Origin of the sequence: Psychrobacter sp. Sarcosine-3u-12, assembly GCF_002836005.1 — a bacterium.
GTDB classification, from domain to species: Bacteria; Pseudomonadota; Gammaproteobacteria; order Pseudomonadales; family Moraxellaceae; genus Psychrobacter; species Psychrobacter okhotskensis.
The window spans coordinates 17,319-31,117 of record NZ_PJBY01000110.1 but is presented as its reverse complement, the minus strand read 5'-3'; the positions used below and the strand labels follow the sequence as shown (position 1 = coordinate 31,117).

The 13,799-nt window shown below is 44.1% G+C and carries 10 protein-coding genes; all 10 read left to right on the top strand.

Going from position 1 to position 13,799, the window contains the following annotated elements; all coding sequences use genetic code 11:
• Positions 1-39: 39 nt before the first annotated feature.
• The 10 genes from CXF65_RS13660 (at position 40) to msrB (ending at position 13,777) form a co-directional block, all read left to right on the top strand.
• Complete coding sequence (locus tag CXF65_RS13660) at positions 40-936, top strand: hypothetical protein (RefSeq protein ID WP_101212609.1); 897 nt, start codon at positions 40-42, stop codon at positions 934-936.
• A 128-nt stretch (positions 937-1,064) separates the two neighbouring features.
• Entirely contained in the window at positions 1,065-2,174 is a 1,110-nt protein-coding gene (serC, locus tag CXF65_RS13655; RefSeq protein WP_025651177.1) for a 3-phosphoserine/phosphohydroxythreonine transaminase, read from the top strand.
• Positions 2,175-2,420: 246 nt separating this feature from the next.
• The gene (locus tag CXF65_RS13650; RefSeq protein ID WP_101212865.1) at positions 2,421-4,253 is read left to right on the top strand and encodes an extracellular solute-binding protein; all 1,833 of its coding nucleotides are present in this window, start codon (positions 2,421-2,423) and stop codon (positions 4,251-4,253) included.
• Positions 4,254-4,385: 132 nt separating this feature from the next.
• Positions 4,386-5,165, top strand: coding sequence for a hydroxyacylglutathione hydrolase (gene gloB, locus CXF65_RS13645; RefSeq protein ID WP_101212608.1), 780 nt, complete (start codon positions 4,386-4,388; stop codon positions 5,163-5,165).
• A 42-nt stretch (positions 5,166-5,207) separates the two neighbouring features.
• Positions 5,208-6,275 (top strand): microcin C ABC transporter permease YejB, encoded by a 1,068-nt coding sequence (yejB, locus tag CXF65_RS13640; RefSeq protein ID WP_101212607.1) that lies wholly within the window; start codon positions 5,208-5,210, stop codon positions 6,273-6,275.
• Positions 6,275-7,357: an ABC transporter permease gene (locus CXF65_RS13635; RefSeq protein WP_101212606.1), complete on the top strand. Its 1,083-nt coding sequence runs from the start codon at positions 6,275-6,277 to the stop codon at positions 7,355-7,357. Before yejB ends, CXF65_RS13635 begins: the two co-directional genes overlap by 1 nt.
• A gap of 1 nt (position 7,358) precedes the next feature.
• Complete coding sequence (locus tag CXF65_RS13630) at positions 7,359-9,056, top strand: ABC transporter ATP-binding protein (protein ID WP_101212605.1); 1,698 nt, start codon at positions 7,359-7,361, stop codon at positions 9,054-9,056.
• 371 nt (positions 9,057-9,427) lie between these two features.
• Positions 9,428-10,642: a low temperature requirement protein A gene (locus CXF65_RS13625; protein ID WP_101212603.1), complete on the top strand. Its 1,215-nt coding sequence runs from the start codon at positions 9,428-9,430 to the stop codon at positions 10,640-10,642.
• Positions 10,643-11,061: 419 nt separating this feature from the next.
• On the top strand, positions 11,062-12,378 hold the full coding sequence (locus CXF65_RS13620; protein WP_101212602.1) for an iron-containing alcohol dehydrogenase: 1,317 nt from the start codon (positions 11,062-11,064) through the stop codon (positions 12,376-12,378).
• Between the two features lie 184 nt (positions 12,379-12,562).
• Complete coding sequence (gene msrB, locus CXF65_RS13615; protein ID WP_101212601.1) at positions 12,563-13,777, top strand: peptide-methionine (R)-S-oxide reductase MsrB; 1,215 nt, start codon at positions 12,563-12,565, stop codon at positions 13,775-13,777.
• Positions 13,778-13,799: the final 22 nt, after the last annotated feature.

Below are 13,799 nucleotides of genomic sequence, written 5' to 3'. Positions count from 1 at the left end.
CTGTAAATCCATTTTAGACAAGTAGGATAGTAAATAAGCATGAGTGATATCCAAGACCCGCTAATTGTATTGCAGCATCGTATGCAGCAGCGCCAGATTTTAGCGATGATGGGTATCAATCAGTGGGTGCAGCCAAGCTCTGAGACATTGAGTATCGCTGATATTTCTGCGCCTGCTCTGCCTGAGCAGACTGTAGCTAACTCAACTTTAGCTAATGCCAGCACTCCATCTAATGCTACAGCTTCTTCTGCGACGAGCACCGAACAGCCAAGCATTGAATCTTCTAATATTGAACCCCCAAATATCGATACTATAAACGTCGCCATAGCAGATATGGTAGATGATGAGTCTAATCATTCTTATGATGACGCTAATGAAACAGGCTTAAGTCCTTCTGACCAACAAAGCCCCGTCATCTATAGTTTTGACTCGACTGCCCCTGATATCTCCAAGCCGGCCGTTACCTCACTTGTAAATACGGTCGTTCAGCACACTACGATTGATAATATAAACGACGCTCCGAGCTTTGAAGACGTTGGTTTTAAGGAAGAGGGCTTTAAAGAGGAAAGCTTTAAAAAGGTAGCACCATTTGATTTACAAGGTGGTCGCTATGGCGATTGGGTAATTTTGGTTGATATTCAAGCCCTTAATTATGACAGCCAAAAGCTGTGGCAAAATATCACCCAAGCGCTCTCCATCAATTGTGAGACGACCTCATTCCCTATTTGTGAAGGTATGGATACCGCTGAGCTTGCTAATGCCAGCCTTGCAGGATATGTCTTTAAGATTGGTCGTCGCGAAGAGATAAAAGTTGCCGCATTGACAGTGTTACCTGACGGTCTTGAGCATCCGAACTTTACCACTGTGCCGACACTCGATGAGATGCTTACTGATAGTAGCCTTAAACGTCAGCTGTGGGAGCAGTTATCAAAGTAGTATTAAAGGCTTACCACTTACGATTATTACGACTACTACGACAGAGATTAAAAAGTAACGATAATATTCACCTTTATCATTGAATCTTTAATAACCACGATGATTTCATCATATCTAGGATAATGATTATGACCACCAAAGCCGCTCCTAACCGTGTACCCAACTTTTCAGCGGGACCTGCCACCATACCGACCGCCGTCTTATCACGCGCTCAAGAAGAGTTGCTTGATTGGCAGGGACGCGGTATGTCGGTCATGGAAGTGAGTCACCGTAGTAAAGAGTACATTGCGATTACCGAAAAAGCCGAAGCCAAATTGCGCTCGCTCATGGACATTCCAGATAACTATAAAGTACTGTTTTTACAAGGCGGTGCCAGCTTACAGTTTTCAGCGATTCCGTTAAATCTATTAAATGGTGGACGCGCAGATTACCTAACGACGGGTACTTGGTCTGGCAAAGCGGTTAAAGAAGCGCAGCGCTATGCCAAACTGGGTTTGGGCGAGGTTAATGTGGTCGCAACGAGTAAAGACAATAACTTTACCGATGTGCCAGACCAAAGTGATTGGAATCTGAGCGCAGATGCGGCATATTTTCATTACTGCACCAACGAAACCATTCACGGTGTGCAGATATTTGAGCCGCCACAAGTCGATGCGCCGATTATCGCCGATATGTCTTCTTGCATTTTGTCACAGCCCATTGACGTTTCTAAGTTTGGTATGATTTACGCCGGTGCACAAAAAAACATCGGGCCAGCAGGACTAATTATCGTCATTATCCGTGAAGATTTATTGGGCAAAGCGAGTGAGTGGTGCCCGCTGCTGATGAATTATGAACACCAAGCTGAAAAAGAATCCATGTCAAACACGCCAGCGACGTATTCTTGGTATTTAGCAGGACTAGTATTTGATTGGTTAGAAGAGCAGGGCGGCGTTGCTGCTATCGGCAAAATTAACCAACAAAAAGCGGATTTATTGTATAAAACCATCGATGACAGCCGCTTTTATAGCAATCCAGTAGCCAAAAAGTATCGCTCTATCATGAACGTGCCGTTTACGTTAGCCGACAGCAGCCTTGATAAAGTGTTTTTAGAAGAGTCGGCGGCAGCAGGCCTCATGAATCTAAAAGGTCACCGCGATGTCGGTGGTATGCGCGCCAGCATTTATAATGCAGTGTCATTAGAGTGGGTACAGCAGTTGGTTGACTTTATGATTGACTTTGAAAAAAAGCACGCTTAAGTTAGTACAGGCTTTGAAACAAAAGGCGCAACTTTAAGAGCTGCGTCTTTTTTTATGTCTATTAGCGTTTTTTTAAGTAGCATAATGCGTTATGTAGCATCCTTAACACCGCAAAGCATTAGGTTAAAAAACCTAAGTTTGTTATGATAAAATTTCTTCAATTGCCTATTTTGCCGTCAGTCGCGCATTTTTTATCCAAGTCGGTTTAGAGTAGAAGGTCGTTATGAGGGGTATTACATAGTCATGATGCTAAAAAACACCATGCTAAAAGCCGTCTTGCTTGTCATGACTAGCAGCTGGATACCTGTTAGTATCGCAGCGCCAATCACCACGACTGCGCTTGGGCACAATAGTACCACTGAGTATATTGACGTACCATACATGCCCTATGCCAATCCAAAGGCGCCCAAAGGTGGTACGCTTTCATTGGATGCACGCGGCACCTTTAATGCGGCCAATAAATGGATGACCACAGGTGTGGCGATGGTTGGTACGGACTATCTGTATGATACCTTGATGACAGGCTCACTCAATGAAGCCTTTACCATGTATCCGCAGCTGGCTGATAAAGTCACGTATGATCCTGATGATACCAGTTGGATTATTTACCATATTAATCCTGCCGCACGCTTTTGGGATGGCTCGCCGGTGACCAGCAGTGACGTCAAAGCCACTTATGATGCGATATTGAATAAAGGCCCGATGTATATCCGCAGTTATTTAGGCGATATTAAAGACGTTGAGATTATCGATAAGCAGCGGGTAAAGTTTGTTTTTAAGTCTGATGACAATAAAGAGATTTTATTGACGGTCGGCCAGTTTCCTATTTTTGCTAAATCCTCGATTGATACAGATTTTGAAAAAATAACCTTGACGCCGCTCATGGGTAGCGGTCCTTATAAGCTTGGCCGCGTCGATGCGGGGCGTGCGGTCAGCTATGTGCGTGATCCCAATTATTGGGGCCGTGATTTGATGGTCAATCGTGGTCGCTATAACTTTGATATGATTAAATTTGTCTATTATCAAAGTGATGAGATTGCTTTTGAGGGTTTTAAATCTGGGCAATATCGCTTCCGCCCGGAAAACAAAGCCTCTAATTGGGCAACAGGTTATAATTTCCCAGCTGTCAAAGCTGGTCTGATTAATAAAGAAACCATAAGCAGCGAAAATCCAGTACCGATGCAGGGTCTGGTGATGAATATGCGTAGGCCAATTTTTCAAGATATTCGCGTCCGCCAAGCATTGACGGCAGCTTATGATTTTGAGTGGATGAACAAAACTTTATTCCATGGGCAGTATGAGCGCTTACAAAGCTTCTTTCATGGCTCAGAGCTTGCTGCTACTGGTACGCCATCTGCGGCTGAGATGCAGATATTAAGCCCATTGCTGGCCAAGCTTGAACCGATTCAGCGACAAGCGGTATTAACGGAATGGCGATTGCCAACCAGTGACGGTAGCGGCTTTAATCGTAAAGCCTTATTAGAGGCGCGCCAGCTGTTGCTAGATGCGGGCTTTTATTATCAAGATATGAAGTTATATCAGCCAAACGGCAAGCTTGCTCAGATTGAGATTTTGATGACAGGCGAGACCATGGGGCGCGTGCTGTTGCCTTATATCCGTAATCTAAAGCGTTTGGGCTTTGATGCGAGCTTACGTCAAGTCGATGGGCCGCAATATTACGAGCGCATACGCCGTTTTGACTATGATATGGTCGTCGATGTCTTCGCCCAAAGTCTATCACCTGGTGCTGAGCAAGTGGGTTTTTGGGGCAGTGCCGCTGCTGATGAAGCAGGTAATCATAATACTATCGGTATTAAAAATCCTGCGATTGACAGTGTTATTAAAAAACTGGGCGACGCTAAAAATCGCGATGAGATCGTCTTATATACGCACGTACTTGATCGCCTGCTACGGGCAGGACATTATTTAGTCCCTTTATACGGCAAACCTAGCACCAATGTTGCCTACTGGAATCAATATCGTCATACTGCAAAACTCCCGACCAATGCTATCGGTATCGATTATTGGTGGACAGATAAAGAAGCAGAAGCTCGCGTTAATCTATACTTAAAGCAATAGTTTAAAATAATGGCTTAAAACAGTTATTTAAAAATTATCATTTAAACCAGTAAATAAAATCGTGTTTCATTTGGTTTTTAAAATTTAATAAAAAACATCAGTAATAAAGACAATCACTGCTAAGGATTTTATATGAGTATTCGTATTCACCCCATTAAAGCGTTCAATGACAACTATATTTGGACACTCATTAATGAAAATAATAAGCAGGCGATTGTCATTGATCCGGGTCAAGCCGAGCCAGTTATCGCCTATTTAGAAGAAAACGGCTTAGAGCTGACGTCCATCTGGACCACACATCATCACCATGATCATATCGGAGGCGTCGCCGAGCTACAAGAATCTTATCCAATGACTCATTTGGTTGCGCATACCGAGCACAATGTCGATGAAGATCAAACTATTAAAGACGGCAGTACGGTCAGTGCTTGGGGCTGCTCTGCCCAAGTATGGGATATCTCAGGTCATACTGCCAGTCATGTAGCATATATCTTGGATATCGATGGACAGAAGCATTGCTTTTGCGGTGACACCTTGTTTAGTGGCGGTTGTGGGCGTGTATTCACTGGCACGATTGAGCAGTTGTATGAGAGCTTTAAGCGCTTAAATGAGCTGCCTGCTGATACGCTGCTGTATCCAGCCCACGAATATACTGCCAGCAACTTACGCTTTGGTTTGTCTATCGAGCCTGACAATGCGGCTATGCAGCAAGCGCTGGCTCAAGCAGAAGAAAAAACGGCACAGGGCATTCCAACACTACCTGTGACCTTAGAACATGAGCGCGCGATAAATGTGTTTTTGCGGACGCAAGAGCCGAGTGTGATAGCAGGGGTAAAGTCTAAAGTCACTATCGATGATGATAAGTCTTTAACTATATTTGCAGCATTACGTGAGCTAAAAAATAACTTCTAAATGCTAAGTTGTCATCTCTCTTTATTTTAGGAAGCCGTCGTTATGGGTCGTTATATCTTGAAAAGGTTACTGCTGATATTACCGACGCTTTTTTTGATATTACTCGCAAACTTTGTGATTGTACAAGCAGCGCCTGGTGGTCCTGTCGAGCAGCAGTTGGCGCTTATCGAACAAGGCGCAAAAGACAATGTGCTTGGTGGTAATATTGGCGCGGGCAGTGCAGGCAATAACAGCACTTATCAAGGGACACGCGGTTTATCAGAGGAGATGGTGGCGGCGATTAATGCTCAATATGGCTTTGATAAATCGGCACCAGAGCGTTTTTGGCTGATGCTAAAAAATTATGCCCAGTTGGATTTTGGTGAGTCGTTTTTTAAAGGTCAGACGGTGACCGACCTGATTATAGAGAAACTACCCGTATCGATCTCGCTAGGGCTTTGGAGTACGCTGCTGATTTATATGATCGCCATTCCACTCGGGGTTTATAAAGCCATGCATCATGGCTCAGGGATCGATAAAGCCACTGCCATGCTACTGGCTATCGGTCATGCGATTCCTGTCTTTGTGTTTGCTGTCATATTACTGGTGTTTTTTGCTGGGGGTAGCTACTGGAACATTTTTCCACTGCAAGGATTAACTTCCGAGAATTTTGATCAATTAAGTGCGCTTGGTAAAGTGAAAGATTACTTTTGGCATCTGGCATTGCCGCTCTTAGCAAGTACCGTTGGCGGTTTTGCAGGCTTGACTTATTTGACCAAGTTTAGCTTTTTAGAAGAGCTTGGTAAGCAATATGTGCTTACTGCTCGCGCGAAAGGCTTGGGTGAGCGTCAAGTGTTATACGGTCATGTCTTTCGTAATGCCATGCTGATTATTATTGCTGGTATCCCAGCGGCTATCGTTGGGATTTTCTTTGCCGGTAATTTTCTCATTGAAATTATCTTTAAGCTTGATGGTTTGGGGTTGTTAGGTTTCGAAGCCATTCAGCAGCGTGATTACCCCGTGATATTTGGTACGCTATTTATCTTTACTTTGCTCGGATTATTATTGCAGTTAATTAGTGATTTGAGTTATCACTTAATTGATCCGCGTATTGATTTTGAGGGGCGCTAATGTCAAGTCATCCATTATCCTCAACACCCTCAACTGCCTCTTCTATTCCACTAGAGAAAAAGCGCCGCTTAAACCCTATTTGGCAGGCACGCCTTAATCGTTTTCGCCGCAATCGTCTCGGCGTGATATCGCTGTTTGTTTTTGCGATAATATTTGTCATTTGTATGGCAGCCAATGTGATTGCTAATGACAAGCCGCTGCTGGTGCAGTATGAAAGTAACTATTATTTCCCCGTATTAAAAGCCTATCCTGAAACAACTTTTGGCGGTGTGTTCGAGACTGAAACTAATTACAAAGATCCTGCTGTGCAAACGCTGATTAATGATCAGGGTTACTATGTGATGCCGCTCATTCCCTTTGCAGACCAGACACCGAACGTTGAGCTAGGGATTCCATATCCAGCCGCACCCAATAGCCAAAACTGGCTTGGGACAGATGATTTGGGTCGTGATGTGCTGGCGCGGATACTTTACGGCATGCGGGTATCGTTGCTGTTCGGTCTGGCACTGACGCTAGCAGGCGCGCTTATTGGTATTATCGTTGGTGCGATACAAGGGTATTACGGTGGCTGGGTAGATTTGGCAGGGCAGCGCTTCATGGAGGTATGGGGCGGTATGCCGCAGCTATTTATGATTATTATTTTAGTCAGCTTATTTAGCCCCAGTATCACCATGCTATTTGCTATGATGCTGTTGTTTGGCTGGATGGGGCTGGTCGGTTTGGTGCGGGCAGAGTTTTTGCGTGCGCGTAACTTTGATTATGTCCGTGCTGCTCGTAATCTTGGGGTGTCAGACAGCCAGATCATGCTAAGACATATCTTGCCTAATGCCTTAGCATCAAGCTTGTCACAGCTGCCTTTTATTTTAACAGCCAATATTATTGCTTTGACGGCATTAGATTTCTTAGGGTATGGTCTGCCACCCGGATCACCGTCGCTTGGCGAGCTAATGGTACAAGGCAAAAATAACCTTGATGCACCTTGGCTCGCGCTATCAGGGTTCTTTAGCTTAACCTTTATTTTATCATTGCTCATCTTCGTTGGCGAAGCGCTACGTGATGCCTTTGATCCGAGGCGCTCTTAATATGACAACTGCTAAGATGATAACCGCTAATACGACAACTATTGCTGAAAAAAATAAACTTTCAAACGAAAATAATAGCAATGCCCAAAACAAGCTCATGCTAGCAGTAGATAAGCTTAGTATCATGACTAATGCAGGCGTTGCTCTGGTAGATAAGCTATCGTACGAGCTAAGGCAAGGACAAACTTTGGCCATCGTTGGGGAGTCAGGCTCTGGTAAGTCGATTGCTAGCCTAGCGTTATTAGGTTTGTTACCAGACAATTTGACGGTTAGCGGTGAGGTGCAGTTAGCAGATGCAACAGGAATAGCTACATTGCCGGTCACTAATGATAGGGCACGTAATGCAGCACTGCAATCTGTGCGCGGGCAGCGTATTGGTATGGTGTTTCAAGAGCCGATGACGGCGCTCAATCCACTGCATACGGTAGGCAAACAAATTGCAGAATCCTTGCGTCTCAGCGGCGTAGCCAAAAAACAATGGCGTGAAAAAAGTATTGCCTTACTAGACGATGTCAACATCACCAATCCTGCTGATAAGCTGAATCGCTATCCACATGAGCTGTCTGGTGGTCAGCGTCAGAGAGTCATGATTGCCATGGCATTAGCGCAGCAGCCCGATATCTTAATCGCTGATGAACCAACCACCGCGCTTGATGTGACTTTGCAACATGAAATCCTTGCCTTATTAGATAATCTTAAATGTCAGCACAATATGGCGATGGTATTAATCAGCCATGATCTCAATTTGGTCAGGCGCTACAGTGATGATGTCATCGTTATGCGCCAAGGGCAGACGATTGAGCAAGGGCAAACTACAGCGGTATTCAGCGAGCCTAAAGCCGACTATACGCGCTCGCTTATCAAGCAAGATTTCGGACAAGCGCTCAGTTTATTGGATGATGAAAGTCAGTTACCAATCGTATTGAATGTCAGCAAATTACAAGTACAGTTTCCTGTAGAAAAAAGCTTGTTTGGCGGTACTAAACGCTGGTTTGATGCGGTAAAAGATGTCGATATAACCCTACAAAAAGGGCAGGCATTAGGCATCGTCGGTGAGTCAGGCTCTGGAAAGACCACCATTGCCCTTGCGCTAAGTCAATTGCTTAGCAATCAAGCACATATCAGTGGTCAAATAATGATCAATGGACAAGACATTACAGCATTGTCCAAACGTGAACTGCGCACCTTCCGCTCGCAGATTCAAATGGTGTTTCAAGACCCCTTTGCCAGTATCAATCCGCGTATGACTGTCATGCAAATCGTCGAAGAAGGATTATTGGTGCAAGGGGTCGATAAAGTAGAACGCCAGCAGGCGGTGATGGACAGTCTGGCGACCGTGCATTTACCGTTAGCGTTTGCGCAGCGTTATCCGCATGAGTTATCAGGCGGTCAGCGTCAACGGGTGGCCCTTGCGCGCGCACTCATTATGCAGCCCAGTCTGTTGATATTGGATGAGCCAACCTCTGCGCTTGATAGCACCACGCAGGTCACTGTGGTTAGCTTGCTACGAGAGATTCAACAAAAACTGCAAGTCAGTTACGTCTTTATTAGCCATGACTTAAAGGTAGTACGCGCGTTATGTCAGCATATTGTGGTGCTGAAAGACGGCATGTGTATTGAGTCTGGTCGTAGCGAAAATGTGTTTAATAATCCACAGCACCCGTATGCTCAGCAGTTATTACAGGCAAGCATGATTTAGCCTAGGGTCTGTTGAACATTCAAATGTGGCACTGGCAGTAGCTATTTTTTAGACAATGCGCAGTGAAATTTTTGATGCCTAGTCATTCTAGGTTAGACAATTTCGCCATGTATTGGCAAAAAATAGCTACTGCCCTAAAAGGCTGATGCTAAAACCACCCCAAACGTTGTTGTAAACCTAGCTAAGGTCTCGACATTATCATCGGTTTACGCCTGATTTGATAAAAGGTTTGGGACGATTTTAGCGATCAGCAGTCCTAATATTTGAATGTTCAACAGACCCTATTAAAAGATCAACAGTCAGAAATGAATAGCTACGTAATTACATAATCATGTAGCTGCACTAATTTTGAAATAAGTGGAACACTCTACATGATCGGCAGGCTCAAAATAAAACCTATCCAAGCCCGAGATATCAGCGAGTCAAATCGTCCCTCAACCACGCTTGAGCTGCTATTTGACTTGGTTTATGTCATTGCTGTCGCCGCCGCTGCCAATGGTTTTTATAATCGCTTGAGTGAGCACGATTTTTCAGGTTTTTTGACCTTTACTGTGGCATTTTTTATCTTGTGGAATGCGTGGACCAGCTTTACGTGGTTTGCGTCAGGCTATGACCCTGACGACTGGTTTTATCGCATCTCAGTCATGTTTCAGATGTTTGGCTCTCTCATGATAGCCGCCAACATTCATCAGTTTTATGAGCAAGGGCTGACTTGGATTGGGGTGACGGGTTATGCCATCATGCGGCTAGCAAGCTGTAGTCAATGGTGGCGTGTCTATCGACAAGTTCCAGGTCATAAAAAAGTCGCTGGGCGCAGTATGGTCGGTCTGTTAACTTTACAGGCGTTGTGGATTATCTGGTTGTTTTTACGATCCGCGTTACAAACGCCCGCCTTGTTTCTGTTCATAGCAGCAGAACTACTCATGCCAGTATGGGCACGTTCAGAGCAGTTTGATAACTGGCACCCTGGACACATTGCTGAGCGTTATGGACTCTTGACCATTATCGTATTGGGCGAGGGTGTGGTAGGGGTTAGTAACAGTATTCAATATTTTTTGGTCAACTCTACCTCTGCTGCGAGTAGCATCCTGTTACTCGGCTCAAGCTTAGTCGCTCTCGTGTTTTCTTTATGGTGGCTGTATTTTATCGTGCCCTTTGATACCATTTTAAATAAAGAGCGCCGACGTCATGATTTGTTTTTATTTGGTTATGGGCACTTTTTTATCTTTGCTGCCTTAGCAGGTTTGGGCAGTATGCTGAATTTGGTTACCGAATCTGTCGCCGGTGAGAATGGTGATAGCGTCCAAAAAGTCATTTCAGAACCTTATGCAATGGGCATGTTAATGAGCATGTTGGTGGTATTTTTATTGACGCTGACTATATTAAGAGAATTGATGTGCCGTAGATCGAGCCATAATGTTATTGCAATGCTCCTTGCACTGACCATCATTGGACTGAGCTATACAGCGGTCACGCAAGGATTGCCCATCACCTATGGCATTTGGCTGAGTATCTTGGCACCTGTGTTGATGATTTGGTATTTTGGGCAAGACAATAAGCATTGGCTGGTCAAAGAATATGTTTAAGGCTGACTTATTTATTAATACTGCTGCTATTTGACGATTTGATAAAAACCTCTAAAAAATCAGAACATAGCAGTTCATAATAATTACGACATCCTAAAAAATGTAGTGGTACAATAAATTTGAACACTAGTCCACTCTATCGATATATATATTTTACTTTTATATTTACCTGTTTGGCTTCGCTCCCAAGGCATGTTCTCATTTTAAAAATGGTGCTAAAAATGAGATAAATCGTAGTTAAACAAGGAAAATAGAGCAGATAATATCGATATATTAACGGGTTATTTAACGCTGTTTAGCGAAATTTAACCACTTTTAGTCCATTTAGATGACTATTGTTTGAATTGAGACACGCCCTAGTTGGTGGAATCAACACAGTTATAACTGCTATTAAAAGCATTATTAAAAAAGGATTTTTTATGCCCAGCAAAAAACAAAGCAGTCTTTCTAAGTTAGTAAATAACAATCCATTACAGCATGTTGGTTATTTGGCAGTTGCCAAGACGCGTGCCAAAGTATTAAAAGCCTTTTCTTACGTAGTGCCTATCAGAAGACCGATGCTATTCGTTGGTGAGACTGCCTGTGATGAGTTATGTGATATGCTCATTAACGAAGGTAGTAGCAATGTATTTATCGTCACTGATGCCGTATTGAATAAGCTTGGTATACCTGCCAAAGTGACCGACTATCTAGATAGTAAAAACATCCGCTATCAGCTCTATGATGGTGTGACACCAGACCCTACTTTTAAGGTCATAGAAGAAGGCCTGCGCAAATCTATCGATGCTAAGTGCGACTCTATACTGGCTATCGGCGGCGGTTCAGTCATCGACGCGGCTAAGATGATTGCAATGTCGCAGGGCAATAATTGTAAACCTAGACAACTTATTGGAATTCTAAAAGCCAGAAAACCTTCTACGCCGCTATATTGTATTCCTACTACTGCTGGTACGGGCTCAGAGGCAACGCTTGGTGCGGTAGTGTCAGACGATGAAACCCATCAAAAGGCCTTATCTATTGATCCAAGAATGGTGCCATTAGCAGCGGCCATCGATCCGGTCATTATGAAAGGCATGCCTGCGCATATCACAGCCGATACCGGTATTGATGTATTGACCCATGCACTAGAGGCGTGGATGAGCGTGAACGCAAGCGTAGAGACTGACTACTATGCAGCTTCCGCTGTTAAGTCTGTCATGAAATATCTACCGATAGCTTATAAAGATGGTGGTGATTTAAAAGCCCGTGAAGCGATGGGTATTGCGGCTCACTACGGTGGTATTGCCTTTAATAAAGCTGGTCTAGGTTATGTTCATGCTATCGCTCATCAATTAGGCGCGTATTATAGTATTCCTCATGGTCGTGCGAATGCCATCGTCTTGCCTTATGTATTGGACTTAAATCGTAAAGCGAGTGAAAAACGACTGGCAACATTGGCAAGAAAAACGGGCATGGTCAAGCACGAGCAAGCGAGCAGTAGCAATGGTCAGATAGCAGATGACTTAATCGCCCAAGTACGAGAGCTGATCAAAAGCTTAAATATTGATCCAACCGTCAAAGGTATGAAAACCAGTGACTTTGACAGTATCGCTAAAGCCGCTGCTAAAGAAGTCAGTGATACCTATGCAGTGCCGACTTATATGCCAGCGTCTGGTATCAAGGAAATCTTGACCAAGATTATGCAAGAAAGTGAAGCTCTTGCTGGTAAAGATAAAAATAGTGACAATGCAGCATAGCAGCATAGATTATTTTATCTATTTAATCATGTCGCCATAAACTAAAAAAGCTTATTATCATAGGATAACAGGCTTTTTTTATTAAAAATAACTGAACTCGTTGTATATATATAACAATATAGGAATATTGTGGTGACACCAAGGGGTCACTATAGTTACATGAAAATCCTTTTAGGAAATAGTTATGAATCGTATATTGCCGTCTAGAATTATCGGATTAGTGATCGTGGCAAGCAGTGCGTTGTACGCAGGTTGTGCTTCTACCGAAACCAACACCGCTGTGAAGGATGTAAATGCTGCCAATCCTTATGCGCCGACGACTCCAGGACTGGCAGTAGCAACGGTCGCTGGTGGGTGTTTTTGGTGCGTGGAAGCAGGCTATGAGAAAATCCCTGGGGTCATAGAAGTGGTGTCTGGCTATACAGGTGGTAATGTCGAAAACCCAACCTATAAACAAGTATCAGCAGGTGGCACGGGTCATACGGAAGCGGCGCAAGTATATTATGACCCTACACAGATTACCTACAACGGTATCGTACAGGCGTTATGGCGCATTGCTGATCCCACCGATAATAAAGGTCAGTATGTGGACCGAGGTACGCAATATCGCCCCGCTATTTTTTATAACAATGCGCAAGAAAAACAGATAGCAGAAGCTGCCAAGCAATCATTGCAGGACTCTGGGGTATATGCCAAGCCAGTGGTGATTGAGATTGTACCTGCGAGCACTTTTTATCCAGCAGAAGAGTATCATCAGGATTATTATAAAAAGAACCCACTACGCTATAAGGCCTATACCTTCAACTCTGGTCGCTATCAATTTATCGAAAGCGTCTATGGCAAAGACTATGAGCTAGATTTTAACCAGTTTAAACCGGCTGCGGCCAGCTCTAAACCGGCGGCCTCAAATGAAGCAGCAACAACTAAAGCAAGCACGGGCTTCAACCCAAAAACCTTTGTGAAGCCAACACAGGAAACACTGAAAAAGTCGCTGAGTGACATTCAATATAAAGTTACTCAAAAAGAAGGTACCGAGCGCGCCTTTGATAATGCTTATTGGGACAATAAAGCGCCGGGGCTTTACGTCGATGTGATATCGGGCGAGCCGCTATATTCTTCTCGTGACCAATTCAAGTCTGGTACAGGCTGGCCTAGCTTCATCCGTCCGTTGAGTGCCGACGTGGTCGTCGAAAAAGAAGATCGTGGTATTTTTTCAACCCGTACCGAAATCCGCAGCCGCTACGCTGATTCGCACGTGGGTCACGTATTTGATGATGGTCCAGCGCCAACGGGCAAACGCTATTGCATGAATTCAGCCGCAATGCGTTTTATTCCATTAGCGAAGATGGAAGAAGCAGGTTATGGCAACTGGATTGATGCCGTAAAATCAGTGAGTTAGGATTTGCTCAACACGGCACAGT